The organism is Achromobacter xylosoxidans, assembly GCF_002192695.1.
Lineage (GTDB): Bacteria > Pseudomonadota > Gammaproteobacteria > Burkholderiales > Burkholderiaceae_B > Achromobacter > Achromobacter xylosoxidans_C.
This window is the reverse complement of record NZ_MTLG01000122.1, coordinates 1-23,478: the sequence shown is the minus strand read 5'-3', so window position 1 is coordinate 23,478 and position 23,478 is coordinate 1. Positions and strand designations below refer to the sequence as shown.

Here is a 23,478-nt window from a genome sequence, read left to right as displayed (position 1 = left end):
TGTTGTCCCCTTGGCGTCAGGCGGGCGCGCCGCCCAGATACGCCTCGATGACCTTGGCGTTGCTTTGCACTTCGTTGGGCAGGCCCTCGGCGATCTTCTGGCCGAAGTCCAGCACCGACACGGTGTCGCACACTCCCATCACCACATCCATGTGGTGTTCGATGAGGATCAGCGTGATGCCGTGGTCGCGCACCTTGCGGATGATGGCCAGCAGCTCGACGATGTCGGGCGCGGTCAGGCCGGCCGCAGGCTCGTCCAGCAGCAGCAGTTGCGGATCCAGCGCCAGGGCGCGGGCGATTTCCAGGAGGCGCTGCTTGCCGTAGGGCAGGTTGCGCGCTTCCTCGCTGGCCAGGGATTCCAGGCCCACGAATTCCAGCAGCGCCATGGCGCGGGCGCGGGCGCCCTGTTCCTCGCCTTTCCATTTGGACGTGCGCAGCGCGATGCCGGCCAGGCCCGTGGTGAAGGTGTGGTGCAGGCCGACCAGCACGTTCTCCAGCGCCGTCATTTCGCCGAACAGCTGCACGTTCTGGAAGGTGCGGGCGATGCCGGTCTCGGCGATGTCGGCCGGGGTCATGCCGACCAGCGACTTGCCCGAGAACTCCACCGCGCCGGCGGTCGGCACGTAGATGCCGGTAAGCACGTTCATCATGGTGCTCTTGCCGGAGCCGTTGGGGCCGATCAGGCCATGGATGGTGCCGCGCTTGACGGTCAGGTCGACCTGGTTCAGCGCCTTCAGGCCGCCGAACTGCATCAGCACGCCCTTGGCCGCCAGCAGCGTGTCGCCCTTGCCCTTGGCCGCATCGGGTACCGCTTCCTGCGCCTTCACCAGATCCGACTTGACCGACAGCGCGGCGCGGCGGTTGGAGAAGAACAGGTTGCGCACGAAGCCCACGATGCCGTCGGGCAGGTAGTACACGACGAACAGGATCATGGCGCCGAAGATCGTCAGGCGCCAGTCGGTGACCGCTTCCAGCCAGTACGAGAACACCGCCAGCAGGATGGTGCCGACGACCGGCACCACGACGCGGCGCGGTTCGGTGCGGCCCTTGGAGATCGCGATGGCGCTGCCCACGGTCACCAGGACCGCCACGCCCAGCGCGATCAGCCTGAAGGTCGAGATGTCGTCCAGCATCTTGGGCAGCAGCACGATGATGGAAGCGCCCAGCAGCGCGCCCGTGCGGCTCTTGCGCCCGCCCATGATGATGGCCAGCAGGAACAGGATGGTCAGTTCGAAGTTGTAGGTATTGGGCGAGATGTACTGTTCGGAATACGAGTACAGCGCGCCGGCCAGGCCGGCGAAGCCGGCGCTGATGACGAAGGCGAACACCTTGTGCCGGTAGACCGACACGCCCATGCAGTCGGACGCGATGGGGCTGTCGCGCAGGGCCTCGAACGAGCGGCCCAGGTGCGACTTGAGGATGCGGTGCACCACGATCAGCGACAGCACCAGCAACGCGGCGACCAGCCAGAAGTACTCGCTCTTGGTCAGCACGTGCCCGGCGATGGCCGGCTTGGAGATCTTGATGCCCAGAGGGCCTTCGGTCATGAAGGTCATCTCGTTGATCAGGATCTGGATGATGGTGCCAAACGCCAGCGTCACCATGGCCAGGTATGGCCCCGTGACCCGCAGCGCCGGCAGCGCCAGCACCGCGCCGAAGGCCGCCGCGATCAGGATGGCGGCGGGCAGGATCACCCAGATGGGCATCTGCAGGTGGAAGAACAGCACGCCCGCGACATACGAGCCGATGCCGAACAGGCCGGCATGGCCCAGCGACACCTGGCCGGTATAGCCCACCACGATATCGAGCCCGAACAGCAGGATCGAATAGATCATGATGGTTTCGATGAGGTGCAGGTAGTACGTGTTGGTCACGCCCAGCGGCACGGCGGCCAGGCAGGCCACGGCCACGATGGATAGCAAAAGGTGCAAGGGTTTCATCGCTTACACCTTCTTGATCGCGGTCTTGCCGAACAGGCCGGCGGGCTTGAAGGTCAGTACGAGCAGCAGCAACACCAATCCCGGCACGTCTTTGTACCCCGTCGAAAGATAGAAACCGGTGGTCGTTTCGGCGATCCCCAGGATCAGCCCGCCCACCACCACGCCCATGCCGCTGGACAGGCCGCCGATGATGGCGACGGCGAAGGCCTTGAGGCCCAGCACCGCGCCCATGGTGGCGCCGGTCAGGGTCAGGGGCGCGACCAGCACGCCGGCGAACGCCGCCGTCAGCGAGGACAGCGCGTAGGAAAACGTGATCACCATGCCCGTGTTGATGCCCATCAGGCCGGCGGCGTCGCGGTCGTTGGAAGTCGCGACGAAGGCCTTGCCGTAGATGGACTTGCGGTTGAAGATTTCCACCAGCAGCATCATCGCCAGGGCGCCGAACACCACCAGCAGCTCCATGGGCAGCACGTTGGCGCCCAGCACCTGGATGGGTGCTTCCGGCAGCGGCGAGGGGAAGCGCAGGTCGTCGCGGCCCCAGATGTTTTCGGCGACGTTCTTGAAGATGATGCCCAGCGCGATGGTGGCCATGATCCAGCCGAACTCCGAGCGGGTCTTGATGGCGGGCCTGACGCCCACGCGCTCGACCAGCGCGCCTTGCGCGAATCCGAAGATGCAGACGATGGGTATCATCACCCAGTAGTTCACGCCCAGGCCGACCAGCGTCAGGCCGACCAGCGCGCCCAGCATCAGGGCTTCGCCCTGGCCGAAGTTCAGGGTGCCCGACGTGGCGAACGTGAGCTGGTATCCGAACGCGATGACGGCATAGATCATGCCCAGCGCGATACCGCTATAGATGAGCTGTAGAAGAATCATGGTGTGTGTCGTGTAGCGCTGTGGTTCCGTCCCAACCCCCTTGGGCAGAACGCGGTTTTCAGGCGGCGGCAAGCCCGCGCCCTGGGAGGCAGGGCGCGACTGGCGGCGGCCGGGCAGCCGCCGCCGGGATGCGCTGCGGGACCTTAGTTGGCCTTGACCACGCGGCCGCCCTTGACCTCGCCGATGACCACTTCCTTGACGGTGATCGCGTCGTGGTTGTCTGCGCTGAAGGGCTTGTTGTAGGTCATGACCACGCCCTCGACGGGCGTCTGCAGGTTTTCGAGGGCCTCGCGGACCTTCGGGCCGTCGGTGGAGTTGGCCTGCTTGAAGGCCGCGGCCAGCAGATAGATCGAGTCATAGCCCTGGGCGGCCGACACCGGCGAGTCGATGCGGTTGTTCTTGGGCTTGAACTTGGCCAGGTAGGCGTCGATGAAGGCCTTGCGCTTGGGCGTGTCCGGGTCCTGGATGAAGGTCTGCGGCATGCGCGCGCCTTCGCCGTTGGTGCCGGAGTTGTCGATGTAGTTGGCCATGGACAGCGTCCAGCTGCCGATGATCGGCACCTTCCAGCCCAGCTTGGTCATGCCGTTGGCGACCTGGGCCAGTTCGGGGCCGATGCCGTAGGTCAGCACGGCTTCGGCGCCGGCGGCCTTGGCCTTCAGCAGCTGGGCCGTCATGTCGACGTCCTTGATGTTGAACTTCTCCACGGCCACGGGCTTGATGCCCTTGGCGTCCAGGGCCTTTTCCAGATCCTCGCGGCCGAGCTGGCCGTAGTTGGTGGAGTCGGCCAGGATCGCGACCTTCTTGAAGCCGCGGCGGGTCACCGCTTCTTCCACGATCATCGGGGCCTGGATGCTGTCATGCGCCGCGTTGCGGAACACGTAGTTGTTCGGGTATTCCGGCGCCTTGAACTGGTGCGTGATCACGCTGCCCGTGGCGACGTTGTTGAACACGGGGATCTTGGCGTCCTGGTAGAAGCGCTGCGAGGCCAACGCCACGCCGGTATTGATGTAGCCGACGGTGGCCGCCACCTGTTCCTTGTTGATCAGCTCTTGCGCGATCTGCACGCCGCGCTCGTTCTTGGCTTCGTCGTCGCGTTCGACGGCGATCAATTGGCGTCCCATGACGCCGCCGTTCTTGTTGATTTCTTCAATGGCCAGGCGCACGCCATCGCGCATGCTGACGCCCATGGAGGACGAGCCACCGGTGTAGGGGCCGGCTACGCCGATCTTGATGGGGTCGGCGGCGTGGGCCGCGGCCGTTGCGGCAAATGCAAGGGTTCCTGCGAGCAGCTTCAAACGAAAATCCATGGATGTCTCCGTTGTAATTGGTAGGACTGCGTGGAAAACCGTGTGCCGGCGCCAGGCGGCGGAAATCAGTTGCTGCGGCGCTCTCCTGTGTGGCGTGTCGTGACTGTCTGCCTAATCACTTACGCGAAACTGACCCGGCGGGGTTTTTCCGCGTAAATACCTAGTACGGACGTACGAGGATTCCTGTCATGCGCTGCGGCGCAGCCTGGGGTAGGGAAGGGGAAGGGAGGCTGCGTGCCTTGGCGGGCATGGGCGGGATGTTGCATTGGCCGCATCCTAGCCAGCGCGGCGGCGGGTTGCGCGGAATTTCATTCCGCCCCGGCCTGGAAATTTATTCCTGACCGGCTTGCAGGCCGCGTGGCCATTGGGAGACCTGTTTGCACACGTCTTCCAGCCATAGGGAAAACGCTTGGACCGCCTTGCTCGGCGGACGCGAGGTTTCGGTGCACAGGTAATACTGGGCTTCGCCGGGAATCTCGATGTCCAGGACGCGCACCAGCTTGCCCTCGTCCAGCCATTCGGCGGCCAGCGCGCGCCGCGTGAGCGCAAGGCCCTGGCCGGCGCGCGCGGCGGCCAGCATGATGCCCAGGTCCACCAGCCAGACGCCGCGCGCGGGCTCGGGCCAGTCCAGCCCCGCGGCGGCGAGCCAGGGGCGCCACGGCTCCATGGGACAGCGCAGCAGCTGCGCCCGGGCCAGGTCTGCGGGCCGCTCGAAGGGGCCGTGCTGGTCGCGGTAGCCCGGTGCGCAGACCGCGAACACCGGATCCGCGGTCAGCTGGCGCGCGTTCAAGCCGGGGTATTTGCCGCTGCCGAAGCGCACCCAGACGTCCGCATTCGGCGGCATGATGTCCAGGTAGGGGATGGACAGCATGATTTCCAGCTCCACCTCGGGATGCGCGGCGGTGAAGCCGGGCAGGGCCGGGATCAGCACCTGGCGGGCGAACGTGGGGGTGGAGACGACGCGCAGCGGCTCGAGCTTGGGTTCGCCGCGCTTGTGCAGGGAGGCGTCCGACAGCAGGTCCAGCGCGGTGCGGACCTGGTCCAGGTATTCGCGCCCGGCCGAACTCAGCGTGGCGCCGCGGCTGCTGCGGATGAAGAGGGTGACGTCCAGCAGGGCTTCCAGCGCGGCAATGCGTTTGCCGATGGCACTGGCGGTGACGAAGAGTTCTTCGCTGGCGCGCTCGAAGGAACCGAGGCGGGCGGCTGCTTCGAAGGCCTGGATGGCGGCCAGAGGCGGCAGGCGCACATCTTTGGAGGGTGAGGGACTGCGCATGATCGTCTGGCGGGCCGGTGTTGCGCCCGACGAAAGAATGGCAACCGGCTGATTATAAGGACGGCGGCGCCAGCCCCTCGCCGTAGCGCCTGAGCACCTGGGAGATCTCCACGCGATAGCCGTCCAGCCAGCGCGATTGCGCGGCCTTGGCCTGCTGGTGGGCCGGGTGCCGGATCAGTTGCTCCAGGGCATCGAGCGATTCCCAGTAGTAGACGTTGGAGGTCAGGCCGCGCGCGGCGTCTGCCCAGCTCTCTTCGCCCAGATAGCCAGGAATGGCGCGGGCGGCGGCGGCGATGGCCTGGTCCAGGCGGTGGAAATCATCGTCGAATTGCTTGGTGGCGAAGATGAAGGTGGAGCTGTACATGATGGGACTCCGGACGCGGCTGGGATCGCAAGAAAACCGGCCGCCGGGAGGTCCGGGCGGCCGATCGGGGGAACTGCTGGATGCGTAGCCTAAGTGCCCTTATACGCCCTTCAGCGCCAGGCTGACCGCCAGCGCGGCCATGACCACCGCGATGAGGCCGTCCAGCACGCGCCAGGCCGACGCGCTGGCGAAGAACGGGGCGAACAGGCGCGAGCCGATGCCAAGCACGGCCAGCCACAGCAGGCTGGCGGTGAAGGCGCCGGCGGCGAACGCCATGCGTGCTTCTTCGAAGCCGTGCGCCAGCGAGCCGACCACCACCATGTCCAGCCAGAAGTGCGGATTCAGCAACGAAAAGCCCAGCGCGCCCAGCATGGCGGCTCGACGCGACGGCACCACCTCGCGGGCGGCGGCCAGGCCGCCGCTGGCGGTCCAGGCGCGGCGCGCCGACTGCAGCGCGTACCAGGACAGGAAGGCCACGCCGAACCACAGCACGGCGGTCGTCAGCCAGGGAAACCAGGCGGTGAGGGCCTGCAGGCCGGAAACGCTGGCGAAGATGAAGATGGCGTCGATCAGCGCGCAGATGGCGACCACGCTCAAGAGGTGCGCGCGCATCAGCCCCTGGCGCAGGATGAACGCGCTTTGCGCGCCGACGACCGCGAACAGGCCCAGCCCGGTGGCCGTGCCGCTGGCCCAGGCAGTGAAGAAGAGGGGGGATGACAACGTGGAGAACATGACCTGCACCTGTGCTGCTGCGCCTGTGGCGGCGCTTGGATGACAACGCCGGGCGCGCTCGGCGCTCCGGTGACAGAGGCATTTTCGCTTGCGGTGGTGATGAAATAAAGCTAATTTTCCTTCACTATCTTAAGTAAAACTAATCTCATGAAAATCGATCACGGCAACCTGCGGGCCCTGGCCGCGGTGGTGCGGGAAGGTAGTTTCGAGCGGGCGGCGCTGTCGCTGAGCGTCACGCCATCCGCGGTGTCGCAGCGGATCAAGGCGCTGGAGGACCGCATGGGCCGTCTGCTGGTCCAGCGCACCGTGCCGGCGGTGGCCACGGCGGATGGCCAGGTGCTGGTGCGGCTGGCCGAGCAGACAGCGCTGCTGGAGCATGATGCGCTCGACCGCCTGGGCGTGGCGGATGACGATGTGCCGTATGCCAGCATCCCGGTTGCGGTCAATCACGACAGCCTGGAGACCTGGTTCGTCGACGCGGCGGTGCAGTTTTCGGCCCGCACCCGGGCCACACTGGACATGCAGTCCGAGGATCAGGACCACACCGCCGCGCTGCTGCGCAACGGCTCGGTGCTGGGCGCGGTGACTGCCCTGGCCGAGCCGGTCCAGGGCTGCCGCATCCATGCGCTGGGCAGCATGCGCTACGTGGCCACCTGCACGCCGGAATTCCACAAGCGCTACTTCTCGCAGGGCGTCAACGCCCAGACGCTGGCGCAGGCGCCAGTGCTGGTGTTCAACCGCAAGGACGCGCTGCAGGCGCGCTTCGCGCACAAGATCGCCGATCCCGCGCCCTGGCAGCCGCCGGTGTGGTGGGTGCCGTCCACCCGCGCATTTGTGCAGGCCACGCTGGGCGGGCTGGGCTGGACCATGAATCCCTTGCCGCTGGTGCAGGAACACCTTGATGCAGGTCAGTTGATGCTGCTTCGGGGCCGTGCCTGGGAGGATGTGCCGCTGTATTGGCAGCATTGGCGGGTAAACTCCGAAGCGATGGAAGCCCTGACGGATTCGGTCCTGTCAGCTGCCCGCAGCCTGGTCAGGCGGCGTTAACCCCCTAGGAGAACAACCCATGAACATCCGCAAGTTCGCTGTCGTCGCCGTCCTGGGCCTGTGCACGGCCGGCTCGGCCTGGGCGAAGGACTACAAGGTTGGCCAGATCGAGGTCGACGACCTCTGGGTGCGCGCATCCGCGCCCGGCCAGTCCAATGGCGCGGGGTATATGGACATCGACAACGACGCCAAGGCCGCCGACCGCCTGCTGTCGGTGTCGTCCGACGCGGCGGAACGCGTCGAGCTGCATACGGTCCAGACCGAAAACGGCGTCTCGAAGATGCGCCAGGTGGAAGGCGGCATCGCGCTGCCGGCCGACACCGAGGTCAAGCTCAGCCCGGGCGGCTACCACGTCATGTTCATCAAGCTGAAGACCCCGTTCGCCGAAGGCGGCACGGTCCCGGCCACGCTGAAGTTCGAAAAAGCCGGCGAAGTCGCCGTGCAATTCAAGGTCAAGCCGGCCTCGCACAACCCCGGCATGGACCACGGCAGCATGAACCACGGCGCGATGAAGCATTAAGCGCTACGCGCTGCCCGCGCCTGACGGCGCGGGTTGTCGTCGCATGAAAGACTAAGCCGGCCCAGGGGCCGGCTCAGGTAGATCCCCGCCATCGCGGCAGGTCCGTCCAATCAGACAAGAAGAGGCAGACCCGCTCGCATTAGGCCGGTCTGCCCCAATCGGGGCCGCGCGGAGCCGGGCTCTGCCGGTCCGCAGCGGCGCCCCCCTGGGGGGGAAAGCGCGCAGCGCTTTCGGGGGGGGGGGGGCTAGTACAGCCCTTGCTGACGCATCGCGTCAGCCACCTTCACGAAGCCGGCGATGTTGGCCCCGTCCAGGTAGTTCACGTACTCGCGCTCGCTATGGCCGTGGCGCACGCAGTTTTCATGGATGTCGCGCATGATGGCGTGCAGGCGCGCGTCGACTTCCTCGCGCGTCCAGGCCAGGCGGGCCGAGTTCTGGGCCATTTCCAGGCCGGAGACGGCCACGCCGCCGGCGTTGCTGGCCTTGCCCGGGGCGTACAGGACGCGCGCCGCGATGAAGGCCTTGGCGGCTTCCAGCGTGGCGGGCATGTTGGCGCCTTCGGCGACGCACAGTACGCCGTTCTTGATCAGCGTTTGCGCATCGGCCAGTTCCAGCTCGTTCTGGGTGGCGCAGGGCAGGGCCACGTCCACCGGCACATGCCACGGACGCTTGCCGGATTCATAGGTCAGGCCGAATTGGCGGGCATAGGTGTCCAGGCGGCCGCGCAGGTCGTTCTTGATATGCATCAGCGCCACCAGCTTCTCGTGCGTGAAGCCCGCTTCGTCCACCACGGTGCCGTTGGAGTCGGAAACGGTCACGACCTTGGCGCCCAGCGCCATGGCTTTTTCAATCGCGTATTGAGCGACGTTGCCCGAGCCCGACACGGACACGCGCAGGCCGTCGAAGGACTTGCCGACGCGCTTGAGCATTTCTTCAGCGAAGTACACGGTGCCGTAGCCGGTGGCTTCGGGGCGGATCAGGCTGCCGCCGAAGGTCAGGCCCTTGCCGGTGAACACGCTGGCGGTCGAGTTGGACAGCTTCTTCATCATGCCGGCCATGAAGCCGACTTCGCGCGCGCCCACGCCGATGTCGCCGGCCGGCACGTCGGTGTCCGGGCCCAGGTGGCGGTACAGCTCGATCATCAGGGCCTGGCAGAAGCGCATGACTTCGGCGTCGGACTTGCCCTTGGGATCGAAGTCCGAGCCGCCCTTGCCGCCGCCCATGGGCAGCGTGGTGAGCGAGTTCTTCAGGGTCTGTTCGAAGGCCAGGAACTTCAGGATGGACAGGTTCACCGAGGGATGGAAGCGCATGCCGCCCTTGAAGGGGCCGATGGCCGAGCTGTGCTGGATGCGGAAAGCGCGGTTGACCTGGGCCTGGCCGCGGTCATCGGTCCAGCACACGCGGAACTGGATCACGCGTTCCGGCTCCACCAGGCGCTCGAGCACCGCATGCTCGGCGTAGTGGGGGTGCTTCTCGATGAAAGGCCAGAGACTCAGCATCACCTCCTGGACGGCTTGCATGAACTCAGGCTGCTGCGGGTCGCGCGCGGCGACGCCACGCAGGAAGTCGTCCAGACTCTGCACTTTCAACATGATCTCCTTGGGGGTGCTTCGAATAGGTGCGGACTGCGCCGGATTGGGGCGCGAAAATTCTTTTTGGTGCATGGCTGCACCGGTATGGTGCGGGGATTGTAGGGGCAAAATGTTGCCCTGCGCAAAGCCGAAAAATAGTGCCATCACCTTGATATCAAAGCACTTTTTCTTTTATTTTAATGGGGACATACTAATAAGGGCGATCGAGGGAGGAATGCCTTTGCGACTGGACTTTTAGTGGAAATGCTTGAATTCACTGGGAAAATAAATATGTCCCCATTTATTTCCATTGGGAAACATTGGGCCTTTGCGGCGTCCAGCGAGGGAAGGAAGGCCGGTTTCGGGCCTACTCCGGTAGGCATGAAGGGGATATTCGTCTTTATGTGTCCCCATTATTTGTTTGAGCGAAATCATCTCCGGCGGCAGCTTTACAGCTGCGCGGCGGCCAGCGCCGCGCCCAAGGCCATCAGGACGGCTCCCACCACGCGGTCGGCCGCAAGCTGATGGTCCAGCAGCAGCCTTCTCAGGAACGGCGAGGACACCGACCACGCCACCACGCCGAACCAGATCCAGTGCGCCAGCGACATGAACAGGCCATAGCCGAATTGCCACGACAGGGGCGTGCCGGGCGACACGACCTGGGTATAGGTGCTGACCACGAACAGCGTGGTCTTGGGATTGAGGGCATTGGTTAGAAAGCCGCTGTATAGCGCCTGCCAGCCCGAGATCGGCGGGCGGGCCGACAGGTCGCGGCTGACCTGGGCGCGGTTGAAGAAGGTTTTCCAGCCCATGTAGACCAGATAGCAGGCGCCCGCCAGCTTGATGCCCTGCAACACGGGCTGCGCGTAATGCGCCAGCAGGCTGACGCCGAACATCGTATAGAACACGTGCACCTGCACCCCCAGCGCGATGCCCAGCGCGCAGATCAGGCCGGTGCGCCGGCCGAACAGATAGCTGTTGCGCGTGACCATGGCGAAGTCAGGCCCTGGGCTGATGACGGCAAGTATGGTGATGAGGGCGACGGCGATCAGTTCGGTCATGGCGGCAGCGGGTTGCTAAACGGAGCCGGCATTGTGGGGTGCTGGCGCGCGCCGGAAAAACGATTTCTAATGCCAGATATTCGTGAGAAAAAATCACCTTTTGCCATGAAGCTGCCACCGCTCAACACGCTGCGGGTATTCGATGCCGCCGCCCGTCATCAGGCCTTCGGCAAGGCGGCCGAAGAGCTGCACGTGACGCATGGCGCCGTCAGCCGGCAGATCCGGCTGCTCGAAGACGCGTTGGGCCTGGCGCTGTTCGAACGCCGCAACCGGGCTGTTTTCCTGACCGATGCGGGCAGGCAGCTGTTCGAGGTGACGCGCGCCCTGTTCGAGCAGCTGGCAACGGGCTTGGCCAAGCTGCGCCAGCCGGTCGCGGACGCGCCGCTGGTGCTGTCCTGCGAGCCCACCATCGCCATGATGTGGCTGATCCCGCGGCTGCCGGACTTCCAGCGCGGCCACCCCGGCGTGCAGGTGCATCTGTATGCGGCGGGCGGACCGGTGGATTTCGCCGCCCAGGGCGTGGACGTGGCGCTGCGTCGCAACGACTTCGATTGGGACGGGGCCCTGCATGCCGAGCGGGTGTGCGAGGAATGGACCGGGCCGGTGTGCCGGCCGGGCTTGGTCGGCGCGGATCCGGCTGCGGGTGAATGGGGCGGCGCGCCTGCGCTCAGCAGTGCGACGCGCCCGCAAGCATGGCGGCATTGGGCGCGGGCGGCAGGGGTGAAGCCCCCGCGCCGGTCCGGGCCGGCCTACGAGCATTTCTATCTGAGCTTGCAGGCCGCCGCAGCAGGCCTGGGGGTGGCGATAGGTTCCGCCTTGATGGCGTGCGACGCCTTGCGCGACCGCCGGTTGGAGGCGCCTTGCGGCTTTGCCCGCGACGGCTCGGCCTATGTGTTGCTGTCGCCGCGGCCCTGTTCGGAAGATCCGCGGGCGCAAGCCTTTCTGGACTGGTTGCGCCGGGAAGCCGCCGCGTCGCTACAGGAGGCGGCGGGCGGTCCGGCGGATTCGGCTCAGAGCGTGGCGTCGTAGTCGATCGTCAGGGGAGCGTGGTCCGAGAAGCGCTCGTCCTTGTAGATGGCCACATTGCGGGCGCGGGCGGCGATGCCCGGCGTGGCGATCTGGTAGTCGATGCGCCACCCCACGTTCTTGGCCCAGGCTTGGCCGCGGTTGCTCCACCAGGTGTACTGGTCCGGGCGGTCGTCTATGGTGCGGAACACGTCGACGAAGCCGCGCTTGTCGAACACGTCGGTCAGCCAGGCGCGCTCTTCGGGCAGGAAGCCGGAATTCTTCAGGTTGCCCTTCCAGTTCTTCAGGTCGATTTCCTTGTGGGCGATGTTCCAGTCGCCGCAGATGATGAACTCGCGGCCGGTGGTCTTGTGTTCGTGCATCAGGGCGTCGATCCAGGGGCCGAAGCGGTCCAGGAAGCGGTACTTGGCCTGCTGGCGCTCGTCGCCGCTGGAGCCCGAGGGCAGGTAGGCGCTGATGACCGACAGGTTCTTCCAGTCGGCGCGGATGATGCGGCCTTCTGGATCGAATTCCTCGCATTCCAGGCCGGCGTTCACGCGCTCGGCCGCGTCGCGCAGATAGATGCCCACGCCGCTATATCCCTTCTTCACGGCATGGTGGAAGTGGCCGGTATAGCCGGGCGGGTGGCGCAGGTCGTCGGTCAGGTCCTCGTCGGATATCTTGATTTCCTGAAGGCAAAGCACGTCGGCGGAGTGCTTTTCCATCCAGGGTTGCAGGCCCTTGCGGAAGGCGGACCGGATACCGTTGAGATTGATCGACGTGATGCGCAGCAAAGCGAAACTCCTGTTGAGCGGCCGCAAGGGCCGGGGCAATGGCAGCAATTTAACCGACTCGGCGCCGCCGCCCGGGAATAGCCCCGACAGCGGATAAAATGCTGGCGTTTGCCATCTACCGGACCTTTACGCATGCCCGCCGCCCAATCTTCCGCCACCGCCCTGGATTTCGTCCGCTTCGCCCTGAACGAGGGCGTGCTGCGCTTCGGCAGCTTCAAGGTCAAATCGGGTCGTATCAGTCCCTATTTCTTCAATGCGGGCCTGTTCAATAGCGGACGCTCGGTCGGCAAGCTGGCGCAGTTCTACGCCCAGGCGCTGCTGGATTCGGGCGTGAAATTCGACATGCTGTTCGGTCCGGCCTACAAGGGCATCCCCCTGTCCACGGCGACTGCCGTCGCGCTGGCCGGCCACCCGGACATGAAGGGCGGCGACGTGCCTTTCGCGTACAACCGCAAGGAAGCCAAGGACCATGGCGAGGGCGGCACCCTGGTCGGCGCGCCGCTCAAGGGCAAGGTCGTCATCATTGACGACGTGATCACCGCGGGCACCTCGGTGCGCGAATCGGTCGAGATCATCCGCGCCGCCGGCGCCGAGCCGGCCGCCGTGCTTATCGCCATGGACCGCATGGAACGCGCGGGTCCGGACGATGCGCTGTCGGCGCATTCTGCCGTGCAGGACGTGGCCAAGACTTACGGCATGCCGGTGGTGTCGATTGCGTCGCTGGCGGACATTCTGGCCCTGCTGCAGGACGACGCGTCGTTCGCCGAGCATCGCGAGGCGGTGCTGGCCTATCGGACGAAGTACGGGGTGAAGTAAGCCTCGTCCTTGGCGAGCAGAAAGGGGCGGCCAGGTGCTGCCTTTTTTTATCCGTAGCTTGCCGCCGGTTCGGCGACGCCGTGGGGTTGGCCGAAGACGGCGACGCCGCTCGCCCGGGCGGCATCCGCCAGCTTGCGGTCAAAAGTGGCCAGATAGCCGTTGATTCTTTGGGCCAATTCGAGATAACTGGCGTCGTAGACAGTCAAGCCGTGGGTTCGAGCCAGCAGATAACTGCGGGCGACGCTGGCGGATGGGGCAGCCGGATCCGGAAGTATGGGCAAGCGTTCGAGTAGCTGTCTGAACGAGAGCAGCTGACCCGTGGATGCCCGTTGGCCGCGCTCGGCGCGCAACATGCCGTTGGCGACTTCCGTGTGCCAGATGGGGGGCACCGTGTTTTCAGATTCGTGGGCCGTTTCCAGCAGATGCCGGGCCATCAGTGCTTCGTGGGCGTCCGCGCGGTCGACCAGCCACGCCAGGGCAAGCGAGGCGTCCGGTATCAAGCGGATCGGATTCATTCCCGGCCCTCTTCGATCCAGGAACGGATGACTTCGTGGGGGACGGCCGGCGCTGGCTTGAAGCTTTTCATTGCCTCAAGCGCATCATGGGCATCCAGCGACGTGCTGGGCAGGACCGGGGTCAATCGGGCGCAGAACACGCCGTCCAGTGAAATGATGAAATGCTGGCCTTCGCGGACCGCCTGCAGGTGGTCGGAAAAGCTGTGCAGCAGTTCGCTGGTGCTGATTTCCAGGTAGTTCATGTCCAAGTCTCCGGGCAAAAGTCGACCAGATCATTCTTGGATAAACGAAGGGCCGCGGCAATATGCCGCGGCCCTTCGTTTGGTCTGATACTGTCAGAACGCAGCCGTTGCGGCGCGCCCGACAGGGGATCAGCTATCCAGCTTCTGCTTCAACAGATCATTCACCTGCTGCGGATTCGCCTTGCCGCGGGCGGCCTTCATGATCTGGCCCACCAGCGAGTTGAACGCCTTCTGCTTGCCGGCCCGGTACTCTTCCACGATGGCCGGGTTGGCCGCCAGCACCTCGTCGATCATGGCGCCGATGGCGCCGGTGTCGCTGATCTGCTTGAGGCCGCGCGCCTCGATGATGGCGTCGGCCTGGCCGCCGTTCTCGCCGGCCCACATGGCGCCGAAGACTTCGCGGGCGATCTTGTTGGAGATGGTGCCGTCGATGATGCGGCCGATCAGGGCGGCCAGCGCCGGCGCCTGGACCGGAGAGTCGGTGATGCTCTTTTCGTCCTTGTTCAGGGCGGCGGAGACTTCGCCCATGACCCAGTTGGCTGCCAGCTTGGCCTGCCCGGCCGGCAGCGCGTCGGCCACCGCCTGGAAGTAGGCGGCGAGGTCGCGGCTGACGGTCAGCTGGGCGGCGTCGTAGGCGGGCAGGCCATACTCGGATTCGAAGCGGGCGCGCTGGGCGGCCGGCAGTTCGGGCATGGCGGCGCGGACCTCGTCGACCCAGGCGCTGGAGATCACCAGCGTGGGCAGGTCGGGGTCGGGGAAGTAGCGGTAGTCGTGCGCGTCTTCCTTGCTGCGCATGCTGCGCGTTTCGTCGCGGTCGGCGTCGTACAGGCGGGTTTCCTGGACCACCGTGCCGCCGTCCTCGATCAGCTCGATCTGGCGCCGCGCCTCATAGACGATGGCGCGCTCCAGGAAGCGGAACGAGTTGACGTTCTTGATCTCGGTGCGGGTGCCGAATTCCTTCTGGCCCACGGGGCGCACGGACACGTTCGCGTCGCAGCGGAACGAGCCTTCCTGCATGTTGCCGTCGCAGATGCCCAGCCACACGACCAGGCTGTGCAAGGCGCGGGCGTAAGCCACGGCCTCGGCGGCCGAGCGCATTTCCGGTTCCGTCACGATTTCCAGCAGCGGCGTGCCGGCGCGGTTCAGGTCGATGCCGCTGGCGGGGGCGCCATCGGCCAGGTTGAAGTCGTCGTGCAGGGACTTGCCCGCGTCTTCTTCCAGGTGGGCGCGCGTCAGGTTGACGGTTTTCTCTTCCTCGCCCACGAAGAACGACAGCGAGCCGCCCACCACCACCGGCAGCTCATACTGGCTGATCTGGTAGCCCTTGGGCAGGTCGGGGTAGAAGTAGTTCTTGCGCGCGAACACCGAGCGCGGCGCAATGGTCGCGCCCACGGCCAGGCCGAAGCGGATGGCGCGTTCGGCGGCGCCGCGGTTCATGACCGGCAGGCTGCCCGGCAGCGCCAGGTCGACCACGTTGGCGTGGGTGTTGGGCGCGGCGCCGAATTCGGTGCTGCTACCCGAAAAAATCTTGGAGTCCGTGGAAAGCTGGGTGTGCGTTTCCAGGCCGATGACGATTTCCCAGTTCATGTTCTCAGCCTTGCTGGACCGGGGCACGCGTGTGCCAGTCCGTCACTTGTTGGTAGCGGTCGGCGATGGCCAGCAGGCGGCCTTCGTCGAAGTAGTTGCCGATGATCTGGAGACCCACCGGGCGAGTTCCGCCCGAGCCTCCAAAGCCGCACGGAATCGACATCGCAGGCAGGCCGGCCAGGCTCACGCCCAGGGTGTAGACGTCGGCCAGCCAGTCGGCCGTGGGATCGTCGCGGTTGTCGCCGATGTTCTTGGCCACCGTGGGCGTCACCGGGCCCATGATCACGTCGCACTGGTCGGCGTAGGCGCGCTGGAAGTCCTGCGCGATCATCCGGCGCAGGCGCTGCGCCTGCAGGTAGTAGGCGTCGTAATAGCCGTGGGACAGCACGTAGGTGCCGATCAGGATGCGGCGCTTGACCTCGTCGCCGAAGCCTTCGGCGCGCGAGCGGCTGATCATTTCGTTCAGGTCGCCGTACTGCGCGGCGCGGTGGCCGTAGCGCACGCCGTCGTAGCGCGCCAGGTTGCTGGACGCTTCGGCGGGGGCGATGACGTAGTAGGCGGGGATGGCCAGCTCGGTGCGCGGCAGCGACACCGGCACGCGCACGGCGCCCAGCGCCTCGAACTGGACCAGCGCGGCTTCGACCGCGGCGGCCACGTCGGGGGCCAGGCCGGCGCCGAAGTACTCGGCGGGCACGCCGATGCGCAGGCCCTTCAACGGCTGGCTGCCGGCGGCGTCAAAACGGCCCTGGGCCGCCTCGAAGTCGCGCCGGACGCGGCCGGGCGCGTTGGCGGCGGCGTCGCATTTTTCCAGGCTGGTGGCATCGCGCGGGTCGAAGCCGCTGATGACGTCCAGCAGTTCGAGCAGGTCGCGGGCGCTTTCGGCCAGCGGGCCGGCCTGGTCCAGGCTGGAGCCGAAGGCCACCATGCCATAGCGGGACACGGTGCCGTAGGTGGGCTTGATGCCGCTGACGCCGCACAGGGCGGCGGGCTGGCGCACCGAGCCGCCGGTGTCGGTACCGGTGGCGGCGGCCACCAGGCGGGCGGCCACGGCGGCGGCCGAACCGCCCGAGGAGCCGCCGGGCACGGCGGCGTGGTCCCAGGGGTTCTTCACGGCGCCGTAGGCGGAGTTCTCGTTGCCGGAACCCATGGCGAATTCGTCGCAGTTCAGCTTGCCCAGCGACACGGCGCCGGCCTCGCCCAGGCGCTCGACGACGGTGGCGTCGAACGGGCTGACGTAGCCCTCGAGCATCTTGCTGCCGGCGGTGGTGCGCCAGCCGCGGGTGACGAAGGCGTCCTTGTGGGCGATCGGGATGCCGGCCAGCGGGCCGGCCGAGCCGGCAGCCAGGGCGGCGTCGGCGGCGCGGGCCTGGGCCAGCGTCAATTCGGCGTCAATATGTAAAAAGCAATTCAGGCCGCTGGCCGCTTCGGCGGCCGCCAGGCCGCTTTGGGCGAGCTCGACGGCGCTGACCTGGCGTTGCGCAAGGGCCGCGCGCAGGGCGGCGATCCCCTTGAATTGGGTGTGCAGAGCGGGTTTCGTCATGACTTAATCCAGGACCTTGGGAACCAGGAACAGGCCTTCCTGGGCGTCGGGGGCGTTGGCCAGCAGCTCCTGGCGGCGGGCCTCCGAACTGGGTTCGGTCACGACATCTTCACGCAGGCGCAGCACGATGTCTTCGTGGGCGGACAGCGGGTGAGCCAGGGGTTCGACCCCCTGGGTATCGACGGACTGGAGCCGTTCGATCAGGTGGAGGATGCCGTTGAGTTCGGCCTGCGCGACAGTGCGCTGGTCGGGGGTCAGTTCGATTCTGGCCAGCCGGGCAATGCGGGCCACATCTGTGTCATTGAGCGCCATGGGGGATTGCAAATCGATAAGCGAAGGCCGAGGGGCGGGTCAGGGCAGTATGCATATGCCAAACCCGTTACAAAGCTTGAATAGCCTGCATTTATGCGCTATTTCCGGGGAAATTATAAGTTATGATTCACGGTTTAATCGCCGTGATGACAGGCGGACCCGTTGTTTTACGGGCCCTACGCCCCGCGGCATGTACCTCATTCCCCCCCAGAATTTAGCTGAGCTCCCATGTTCGGATTCCTGCGCAGTTATTTTTCCAGCGATATGGCGATCGACCTCGGTACCGCCAATACGCTGATCTACGTCCGCGGCAAGGGCATCGTGCTCGATGAACCGTCCGTGGTCGCAATCCGTCATGAAGGCGGTCCCCACGGCAAGAAGATCATTCAAGCCGTCGGCCACGAAGCCAAGCAGATGCTTGGCCGCGTTCCCGGCAATATAGAAGCCATCCGGCCCATGAAGGACGGCGTCATCGCCGACTTCACGGTCACCGAGCAGATGCTCAAGCAGTTCATCCGCATGGTGCACCCGCGCAACATGCTGGCGCCCAGCCCGCGCATCATCGTCTGCGTGCCCTGCGGCTCCACCCAGGTTGAACGCCGCGCCATCCGTGAATCGGCCCTGGGCGCGGGCGCGTCCCACGTCTTCCTGATCGAAGAACCCATGGCCGCGGCCATCGGCGCCGGCCTGGCCGTGTCCGATGCCAGCGGCTCCATGGTCGTCGACATCGGCGGCGGCACCACCGAAGTGGCGGTCATCTCGCTGGGCGGCATGGTCTACAAGGGTTCGGTGCGCGTTGGCGGCGACAAGTTCGACGAAGCCATCGTCAACTATATCCGCCGCAACTACGGCATGCTGATCGGCGAACCCACCGCCGAACTGATCAAGAAGGAAATCGGCTCGGCGTTCCCGGGTTCCGAAGTCCGCGAGATCGAGGTCAAGGGCCGCAACCTGGCCGAAGGCGTGCCGCGCAGCTTCACGGTCTCGTCCAACGAGATCCTGGAGTCGCTGACGGATCCGCTGAACCAGATCGTTTCGGCCGTGAAGATCGCGCTGGAACAGACCCCGCCCGAACTGGGCGCCGACATCACCGACAAGGGCATCGCCCTGACCGGCGGCGGCGCGCTGCTGCGCGACCTGGACCGCCTGCTGCAGGAAGAGACCGGCCTGCCCGTCGTGGTCGCGGACGATCCGCTGACCTGCGTCGTGCGCGGTTGCGGCGAGGCGCTGGAACACCTTGAGAAACTGGGCGCCATCTTCATCAACGACTAATTTTGCCCGCCAGCCCGGAGCCCCGCTTTTTCACGGCTCCGGCCGCTGCCGGAGCGACGGACGCGGGCGTCCGGGCTGAGATTCATGCAACGACAAGGGACTCCTCCCCTATTCAGGCGCGGCCCACCCGCGGAGGTGCGGCTGGTCGTTCTGGTCGTCCTTGCTTTGGCCCTGATCGTCATGGATTCGCAATGGCGCATGCTGGAACCGGCGCGCCGGGCGATGTCCGTGGCGCTTTACCCCTTCCAGCGCGCCGTCATGGCGCCGCGCGACCTCGTCCAGCAAGTGAACGAATGGGTCAACGCGGCCAATCTCATCCGTAGCGAAAACGAAGCCTTGCAGCGCCAGCGCATCGAGCTGGCCCAGGTCACCACGCATGGCGCCCAGCTCGCCGCCGAGAACTCGCAGCTGCGCCGCCTGCTGGGCGTGACCGATACCGTGGCGCAATCCGCCGTGGTGGTCGAGGTCATGTACGAACCCACCAACGCGTTCACGCAACGCCTGGTGTTCAACAAGGGCAGCAAGGCGGGCCTGGCCCCGGGCATGCCGGTGATCGACGAAGGCGGCGTGGTCGGGCAGATCGTGCGCGTCACGCCCATGACCGCCGAGGCGGCCCTGGTCACCGACGAGCAGGTCTCCATCCCCGTGCAGCTGCTGCGCAACGGCCTGCGGCTGATTGCGTTCGGCGGCAATTCGCCGGGCAAGATGGAAGTTCGTTACCTTGCCGCCAACGCCGACATCAAGGAAGGCGATACCATCGTCACCAGTGGCGTCGGCGGGCTGTTCCCGGCCGGCCTGCCCGTGGCCAAGGTGACCTCGGTCGAACGCGATACCGCTTCCGGCTTCGCGCGCGCCGTATGCGAACCGCTGGCCCATCCCGAACGCTACCGCCACTTCCTGGTCCTGCAGGTCGATGTGGAGCGCGCCGAGTCCAACCGTCAGGAGGTCGATTCCGGTGGATCGGACTAATCAATCCTCGGGGCAGGCCACGCGCCGCCTCGGCACGCCCAGCAATGTGCAACCCGACCGGCTCTCCGGCCCGGCGCACGGCGTATTCGTGTGGGGCACGGTGCTGGTGGCCTGGCTGGTGTCGCTGCTGCCCTGGCGCCTGTGGCAGGGCGCGCCCGACATCCTGCTGCTGATCATCGCCTTCTGGTGCGTGCACGAGCCGCGCCGCATCGGCCTGTTCACCGCCTTCTTCTTCGGCCTGCTGATGGACGTGCACGACGCCGGCCTGCTGGGCGAGCACGCGCTGTCGTACACGCTGGTCGCCTACGGCGCGGTGGTGCTGCACCGCCGGCTGCAGCGCTTCGATCTCTGGAGCCAGGCCATGCACATGCTGCCTGTGTTCTTCATTGCCCGCTTCGTGACCCAGATCATCCATGCGTGGCTGGCCGGCAAGTGGCCGGGCTGGGACTGGGGCATCAGCGTGCTCCTGACCACCGCCCTGTGGCCGCTGGCGGGCTGGGTCCTGCACTTGCCGCAGCGCGGTGTCGACGACGCCGAGTCTTCCTCCGCCTGACGGCGGCGCCGCGTCATGTTCGAATTCAAGAAAACCGGCCAGCAGCAGAAGCAGCGTTTCCGCCTGCGCGCCTGGGTGGGCGGGCTGTTCGCGCTGGCCTGCTTCGGCGTGCTGATCGGCCGCTTCTGGTATCTGCAGGTCGACCGCTACGAAGGCCTGTCCGAACGCGCCGACCGCAACCGCATTGCGGTCGTGCCCATCCCGCCGCGGCGCGGCGAGATCCTGGACCGCAACGGCGAAGTGCTGGCGCGCAACTACCGCACCTATACGCTGGAGGTCGTGCCGGCCCATGCCGGCAACCTGAGCCAGCTGTTCGAACGCCTGACCGAGGTCGTGTACATCAGCCCGGCCGACCAGCGCCGCTTCAAGCGCCGCGCCGCCGAGTCCAGCCGCTACGCCAGCCTGCAGCTGCGCAACAACCTCAACGAAACCGAGGCCGCCTGGTTCGCCGCGCATTCCTTCCAGTTCCCGGGCGTGGAGCTGCGCGCGCGCTGGGTCCGCGAGTATCCGCAGGGCGCATCGGCGGGCCATGTGGTGGGCTATATCGGCCGCATCGCCGAAGGCGACAACGAAGAACTGGAGCGCGCCGGCCAGTTGGGCAACTACCGCGGCACCGAGGTCATCGGCAAGAAGGGCATCGAGAAAACCTGGGAAGAGCAGCTGCACGGCCGCACCGGCCTGGAAGAAGTCGAAGTCACCGCGGGCGGGCGGCCCATGCGCACGCTGCGCCGCATCGATCCGGTGCCCGGCTCCGACATCATGCTGTCGATCGACATGGGCCTGCAGAAGGTGGCCGAAGCGGCTTTCGAGGGACAGCGCGGCGCGCTGGTCGCCATCGATCCGGACACCGGCGAGGTGCTGGCCTTTGTTTCGCAGCCTTCGTTCGATCCGAACCTGTTCGTGGACGGCATCGACGTGGACAACTGGCGCATGCTGAACGAATCGCCGGACCATCCGCTGATCAACCGGCCGCTGTACGGCACCTATCCCATCGGTTCGACCTACAAGCCTTTCGTGGCCTTGGCGGCGCTCGAACTGGGCAAGCGCCGCGCCACCGACCGCATCTCCGACCCCGGTTACTACGAATTCGGCGGCCAGAAGTTCCGCAACGCCGGCGGCGCGGCCTACGGCATGACGGACATGCACAAGGCCATCGTCGTGTCGTCCGACACGTACTTCTATTCGCTGGGCCCCGAGATCGGCGTGAACGCGCTGCACGATTTCACCAAGCAGTTCGGCTTTGGCCAGATCACCGGCATCGACCTGGAAGGCGAAAAACGCGGCGTGCTGCCCTCGACCGACTGGAAGCGCTCCGCCTACAAGGACAAGGACCGCCAGCGCTGGTACGCCGGCGAGACGATTTCCGTGGCCGTGGGGCAGGGCTACAACGCCTTCACGCTGCTGCAACTGGCGCAAGGCACGTCCACGCTGGCCAACAACGGCCTGTACCGCCGCCCGCACCTGGTGCATGCGGTGCGCGATCCGCGTACCGGCGAGGCCAAGCCGACCGAGTCCGCGCCGGACTACCGCATTCCCCTCAAGCAGGCCAACGTGGACGTGATCAAGAACGCCATGGCGGACGTGGTGCGGGCCGGCACGGCGCGGCGCGCGTTCGCCAACACGCCGTACCAGGCGGCCGGCAAGACCGGCACCGCGCAGGTGTTCAGCCTGCGCGGCGGCCATTACCGCGCCAGCGCCATCGACGAGCGCCTGCGCGACCACGCCCTGTTCATGGGCTTCGCGCCGCTCGAGCATCCCCGCATCGCGGTGGCGCTGATCGTCGAGAACGCGGGTTGGGGCGCCAGCGTCGCCGCGCCGGTCGCGCGCAAGGTGTTCGACTATTGGCTGGCCAAGGACCGTCAGGACAAGATCGTGCGGCCCGAGCGCGCCGACCCCCTGGCCTCGGTTGAATCGATTGCTACCGACGTGGTGCGCCAACAATGAAACGCCTGGGCCTCATCCTGCTGCGCGTGTTCACGGCCTTCGATTGGCCGTTGCTGGCCATCCTGCTGATGTTCGCCGCGCTGGGCATGACGGTCATGCATTCGGCGGTGGGCGGCACCGACTGGCGCTTCGCCGAACAGTCGCGCAATTTCATCATCGCCTTTTTCGCCATGTGGACCATGGCGCTGATTCCGCCGAAATGGCTGATGAAGCTGGCCTTGCCCTTTTACATCGTGGGCGTGGTGTTGTTGTTGGGCGTGGAGTTCTTCGGTGAAACCAGCAAGGGCGCGACCCGCTGGCTGAACCTGGGCGTGACCCGTATCCAGCCGTCCGAGATGATGAAGATCGCCGTGCCCATGATGCTGGCCTGGTACTTCCAGCGTCACGAAGGCGCGGTCCGCATCCGCGACTTCCTGGCCGCCGCCGCCATGCTGGCCGCGCCCTTCGGCCTGATCGTGCTGCAGCCCGACCTGGGCACGGCGCTGCTGGTGTTCGGCGCCGGCTTCTTCGTGATCTACTTCGCGGGGCTGTCGTTCAAGCTGCTGGTGCCGGTCATGCTGGCCGGCATCATCGGCATCGGCACGCTGATCTATTACGAGGACCAGCTCTGCGAGCCCGAGGTGGACTGGGTGGTGCTGCATGACTACCAGAAGCACCGGGTGTGCACGCTGCTCAACCCCAGCTCCGATCCGCTGGGCAAGGGCTTCCATACGATCCAGTCGATGATCGCGGTGGGCTCGGGCGGGGTCTACGGCAAGGGCTACATGAAGGGCACGCAGACGCACCTGGATTTCATCCCGGAGCGCACCACCGATTTCATCTTCGCGGTGTATGCCGAAGAGTTCGGACTGTATGGCGGGATTGCGATCCTGGTGCTGTACGGGCTGATGATGGCGCGGGGCCTGACGATCGCGTCGCGGGCGTCTTCGCAATTCGGCAGGCTGCTGGTCGGAGCGCTGACGATGATGCTGTTCATCTATGTATTCGTGAACGTGGGGATGGTGACGGGGATCCTGCCGGTGGTGGGGGTGCCGTTGCCGTTCATGAGCTATGGGGGGACGGCTTTGTTCACCATGGGGATCGCGTTTGGGATCATGATGAGTATTAGCCGGCATCGGTCGGCTAAGACATGATCTTGACCGTTTGCTGGGCATTCTTGGAGCGGGCTCGGTCTTCTTCGTAGGTCGCCCGTCGTCGCGGGCGGCGTGGCGGCTCGCGCCCACGATTGCGGTCCGGAGC

At 66.1% G+C, this 23,478-nt stretch carries 23 protein-coding genes; 9 read left to right on the top strand and 14 right to left on the bottom strand.

Features of this window, described 5'->3' with window-relative positions:
* Positions 1 to 16: 16 nt before the first annotated feature.
* From BRO63_RS30495 to BRO63_RS30470, 6 genes are all read right to left on the bottom strand, one after another.
* Complete coding sequence (locus BRO63_RS30495) at positions 17 to 1,939, bottom strand: branched-chain amino acid ABC transporter ATP-binding protein/permease (protein ID WP_088143318.1); 1,923 nt, start codon at positions 1,937 to 1,939, stop codon at positions 17 to 19.
* A 3-nt stretch (positions 1,940 to 1,942) separates the two neighbouring features.
* Entirely contained in the window at positions 1,943 to 2,815 is an 873-nt protein-coding gene (locus BRO63_RS30490) for a branched-chain amino acid ABC transporter permease (RefSeq protein ID WP_013396765.1), read from the bottom strand.
* Between the two features lie 143 nt (positions 2,816 to 2,958).
* A complete protein-coding gene (locus tag BRO63_RS30485; protein ID WP_088143317.1) occupies positions 2,959 to 4,122 on the bottom strand; it encodes an ABC transporter substrate-binding protein in 1,164 nt (387 codons plus the stop codon).
* Positions 4,123 to 4,453: 331 nt separating this feature from the next.
* Positions 4,454 to 5,395, bottom strand: coding sequence for a LysR substrate-binding domain-containing protein (locus BRO63_RS30480; RefSeq protein ID WP_179215260.1), 942 nt, complete (start codon positions 5,393 to 5,395; stop codon positions 4,454 to 4,456).
* A 52-nt stretch (positions 5,396 to 5,447) separates the two neighbouring features.
* Positions 5,448 to 5,759: an antibiotic biosynthesis monooxygenase family protein gene (locus tag BRO63_RS30475; protein WP_088143315.1), complete on the bottom strand. Its 312-nt coding sequence runs from the start codon at positions 5,757 to 5,759 to the stop codon at positions 5,448 to 5,450.
* 99 nt (positions 5,760 to 5,858) lie between these two features.
* Complete coding sequence (locus BRO63_RS30470) at positions 5,859 to 6,491, bottom strand: LysE/ArgO family amino acid transporter (protein WP_088143478.1); 633 nt, start codon at positions 6,489 to 6,491, stop codon at positions 5,859 to 5,861.
* A gap of 147 nt (positions 6,492 to 6,638) precedes the next feature.
* On the opposite strand from BRO63_RS30470, the gene BRO63_RS30465 reads away from it, so the two are divergent.
* On the top strand, positions 6,639 to 7,538 hold the full coding sequence (locus BRO63_RS30465) for a LysR family transcriptional regulator ArgP (protein WP_059379996.1): 900 nt from the start codon (positions 6,639 to 6,641) through the stop codon (positions 7,536 to 7,538).
* A 19-nt stretch (positions 7,539 to 7,557) separates the two neighbouring features.
* Positions 7,558 to 8,058 (top strand): copper chaperone PCu(A)C, encoded by a 501-nt coding sequence (locus tag BRO63_RS30460; protein WP_088143314.1) that lies wholly within the window; start codon positions 7,558 to 7,560, stop codon positions 8,056 to 8,058.
* 245 nt (positions 8,059 to 8,303) lie between these two features.
* On the opposite strand, the gene gdhA is transcribed toward BRO63_RS30460, so the two are convergent.
* Entirely contained in the window at positions 8,304 to 9,650 is a 1,347-nt protein-coding gene (gene gdhA, locus BRO63_RS30455; RefSeq protein WP_088143313.1) for an NADP-specific glutamate dehydrogenase, read from the bottom strand.
* 428 nt (positions 9,651 to 10,078) lie between these two features.
* The gene (locus BRO63_RS30450) at positions 10,079 to 10,690 is read right to left on the bottom strand and encodes a LysE family translocator (protein WP_088143312.1); all 612 of its coding nucleotides are present in this window, start codon (positions 10,688 to 10,690) and stop codon (positions 10,079 to 10,081) included.
* A gap of 105 nt (positions 10,691 to 10,795) precedes the next feature.
* On the opposite strand from BRO63_RS30450, the gene BRO63_RS30445 reads away from it, so the two are divergent.
* On the top strand, positions 10,796 to 11,719 hold the full coding sequence (locus tag BRO63_RS30445) for a LysR substrate-binding domain-containing protein (RefSeq protein WP_088143311.1): 924 nt from the start codon (positions 10,796 to 10,798) through the stop codon (positions 11,717 to 11,719).
* Here the strand turns inward: BRO63_RS30445 and BRO63_RS30440 are convergent.
* The gene (locus tag BRO63_RS30440) at positions 11,701 to 12,489 is read right to left on the bottom strand and encodes an exodeoxyribonuclease III (protein WP_088143310.1); all 789 of its coding nucleotides are present in this window, start codon (positions 12,487 to 12,489) and stop codon (positions 11,701 to 11,703) included. The two genes, BRO63_RS30445 and BRO63_RS30440, sit on opposite strands and share 19 nt — an antisense overlap.
* Positions 12,490 to 12,621: 132 nt before the next feature.
* On the opposite strand from BRO63_RS30440, the gene pyrE reads away from it, so the two are divergent.
* A complete protein-coding gene (pyrE, locus tag BRO63_RS30435) occupies positions 12,622 to 13,305 on the top strand; it encodes an orotate phosphoribosyltransferase (protein ID WP_088143309.1) in 684 nt (227 codons plus the stop codon).
* 47 nt (positions 13,306 to 13,352) lie between these two features.
* Here pyrE and BRO63_RS30430 read toward each other — a convergent pair whose 3' ends face one another.
* The 5 genes from BRO63_RS30430 to gatC form a co-directional block, all read right to left on the bottom strand.
* Entirely contained in the window at positions 13,353 to 13,820 is a 468-nt protein-coding gene (locus tag BRO63_RS30430; RefSeq protein ID WP_088143308.1) for a type II toxin-antitoxin system VapC family toxin, read from the bottom strand.
* A complete protein-coding gene (locus tag BRO63_RS30425; RefSeq protein ID WP_088143307.1) occupies positions 13,817 to 14,062 on the bottom strand; it encodes a type II toxin-antitoxin system Phd/YefM family antitoxin in 246 nt (81 codons plus the stop codon). The genes BRO63_RS30430 and BRO63_RS30425 overlap by 4 nt, the downstream gene beginning before the upstream one ends.
* Positions 14,063 to 14,191: 129 nt before the next feature.
* Positions 14,192 to 15,649, bottom strand: coding sequence for an Asp-tRNA(Asn)/Glu-tRNA(Gln) amidotransferase subunit GatB (gene gatB / locus BRO63_RS30420; RefSeq protein WP_088143306.1), 1,458 nt, complete (start codon positions 15,647 to 15,649; stop codon positions 14,192 to 14,194).
* Positions 15,650 to 15,653: 4 nt separating this feature from the next.
* Entirely contained in the window at positions 15,654 to 17,189 is a 1,536-nt protein-coding gene (gene gatA / locus BRO63_RS30415) for an Asp-tRNA(Asn)/Glu-tRNA(Gln) amidotransferase subunit GatA (RefSeq protein WP_088143305.1), read from the bottom strand.
* Between the two features lie 3 nt (positions 17,190 to 17,192).
* Positions 17,193 to 17,501 (bottom strand): Asp-tRNA(Asn)/Glu-tRNA(Gln) amidotransferase subunit GatC, encoded by a 309-nt coding sequence (gene gatC, locus BRO63_RS30410; protein ID WP_063959569.1) that lies wholly within the window; start codon positions 17,499 to 17,501, stop codon positions 17,193 to 17,195.
* A 228-nt stretch (positions 17,502 to 17,729) separates the two neighbouring features.
* On the opposite strand from gatC, the gene BRO63_RS30405 reads away from it, so the two are divergent.
* The 5 genes from BRO63_RS30405 to rodA all read left to right on the top strand — a co-directional run bounded on the left by BRO63_RS30405 (position 17,730) and on the right by rodA (position 23,372).
* Positions 17,730 to 18,773, top strand: coding sequence for a rod shape-determining protein (locus tag BRO63_RS30405; RefSeq protein ID WP_006216320.1), 1,044 nt, complete (start codon positions 17,730 to 17,732; stop codon positions 18,771 to 18,773).
* A gap of 84 nt (positions 18,774 to 18,857) precedes the next feature.
* The gene (mreC, locus tag BRO63_RS30400) at positions 18,858 to 19,742 is read left to right on the top strand and encodes a rod shape-determining protein MreC (protein WP_042796087.1); all 885 of its coding nucleotides are present in this window, start codon (positions 18,858 to 18,860) and stop codon (positions 19,740 to 19,742) included.
* The gene (gene mreD, locus BRO63_RS30395; protein WP_088143304.1) at positions 19,729 to 20,295 is read left to right on the top strand and encodes a rod shape-determining protein MreD; all 567 of its coding nucleotides are present in this window, start codon (positions 19,729 to 19,731) and stop codon (positions 20,293 to 20,295) included. The genes mreC and mreD overlap by 14 nt, the downstream gene beginning before the upstream one ends.
* Before the next feature lie 15 nt (positions 20,296 to 20,310).
* Entirely contained in the window at positions 20,311 to 22,239 is a 1,929-nt protein-coding gene (mrdA, locus tag BRO63_RS30390; protein ID WP_088143303.1) for a penicillin-binding protein 2, read from the top strand.
* Positions 22,236 to 23,372, top strand: a complete 1,137-nt coding sequence (gene rodA / locus BRO63_RS30385; protein ID WP_088143302.1) for a rod shape-determining protein RodA — start codon at positions 22,236 to 22,238, stop codon at positions 23,370 to 23,372. Before mrdA ends, rodA begins: the two co-directional genes overlap by 4 nt.
* The last annotated feature ends 106 nt before the right edge of the window (positions 23,373 to 23,478 follow it).

Bases quoted from the DNA above. Each gene is read 5' to 3' on its own strand.
- BRO63_RS30495 (WP_088143318.1), bottom strand. From the start codon at position 1,939: ATGAAACCCTTGCACCTTTTGCTATCCATCGTGGCCGTGGCCTGCCTG.
- BRO63_RS30490 (WP_013396765.1), bottom strand. From the start codon at position 2,815: ATGATTCTTCTACAGCTCATCTATAGCGGTATCGCGCTGGGCATGATC.
- BRO63_RS30485 (WP_088143317.1), bottom strand. From the start codon at position 4,122: ATGGATTTTCGTTTGAAGCTGCTCGCAGGAACCCTTGCATTTGCCGCA.
- BRO63_RS30480 (WP_179215260.1), bottom strand. From the start codon at position 5,395: ATGCGCAGTCCCTCACCCTCCAAAGATGTGCGCCTGCCGCCTCTGGCC.
- BRO63_RS30475 (WP_088143315.1), bottom strand. From the start codon at position 5,759: ATGTACAGCTCCACCTTCATCTTCGCCACCAAGCAATTCGACGATGAT.
- BRO63_RS30470 (WP_088143478.1), bottom strand. From the start codon at position 6,491: ATGTTCTCCACGTTGTCATCCCCCCTCTTCTTCACTGCCTGGGCCAGC.
- BRO63_RS30465 (WP_059379996.1), top strand. From the start codon at position 6,639: ATGAAAATCGATCACGGCAACCTGCGGGCCCTGGCCGCGGTGGTGCGG.
- BRO63_RS30460 (WP_088143314.1), top strand. From the start codon at position 7,558: ATGAACATCCGCAAGTTCGCTGTCGTCGCCGTCCTGGGCCTGTGCACG.
- gdhA (WP_088143313.1), bottom strand. From the start codon at position 9,650: ATGTTGAAAGTGCAGAGTCTGGACGACTTCCTGCGTGGCGTCGCCGCG.
- BRO63_RS30450 (WP_088143312.1), bottom strand. From the start codon at position 10,690: ATGACCGAACTGATCGCCGTCGCCCTCATCACCATACTTGCCGTCATC.
- BRO63_RS30445 (WP_088143311.1), top strand. From the start codon at position 10,796: ATGAAGCTGCCACCGCTCAACACGCTGCGGGTATTCGATGCCGCCGCC.
- pyrE (WP_088143309.1), top strand. From the start codon at position 12,622: ATGCCCGCCGCCCAATCTTCCGCCACCGCCCTGGATTTCGTCCGCTTC.
- BRO63_RS30430 (WP_088143308.1), bottom strand. From the start codon at position 13,820: ATGAATCCGATCCGCTTGATACCGGACGCCTCGCTTGCCCTGGCGTGG.
- BRO63_RS30425 (WP_088143307.1), bottom strand. From the start codon at position 14,062: ATGAACTACCTGGAAATCAGCACCAGCGAACTGCTGCACAGCTTTTCC.
- gatB (WP_088143306.1), bottom strand. From the start codon at position 15,649: ATGAACTGGGAAATCGTCATCGGCCTGGAAACGCACACCCAGCTTTCC.
- gatA (WP_088143305.1), bottom strand. From the start codon at position 17,189: ATGACGAAACCCGCTCTGCACACCCAATTCAAGGGGATCGCCGCCCTG.
- gatC (WP_063959569.1), bottom strand. From the start codon at position 17,501: ATGGCGCTCAATGACACAGATGTGGCCCGCATTGCCCGGCTGGCCAGA.
- BRO63_RS30405 (WP_006216320.1), top strand. From the start codon at position 17,730: ATGTTCGGATTCCTGCGCAGTTATTTTTCCAGCGATATGGCGATCGAC.
- mreC (WP_042796087.1), top strand. From the start codon at position 18,858: ATGCAACGACAAGGGACTCCTCCCCTATTCAGGCGCGGCCCACCCGCG.
- mrdA (WP_088143303.1), top strand. From the start codon at position 20,311: ATGTTCGAATTCAAGAAAACCGGCCAGCAGCAGAAGCAGCGTTTCCGC.
- rodA (WP_088143302.1), top strand. From the start codon at position 22,236: ATGAAACGCCTGGGCCTCATCCTGCTGCGCGTGTTCACGGCCTTCGAT.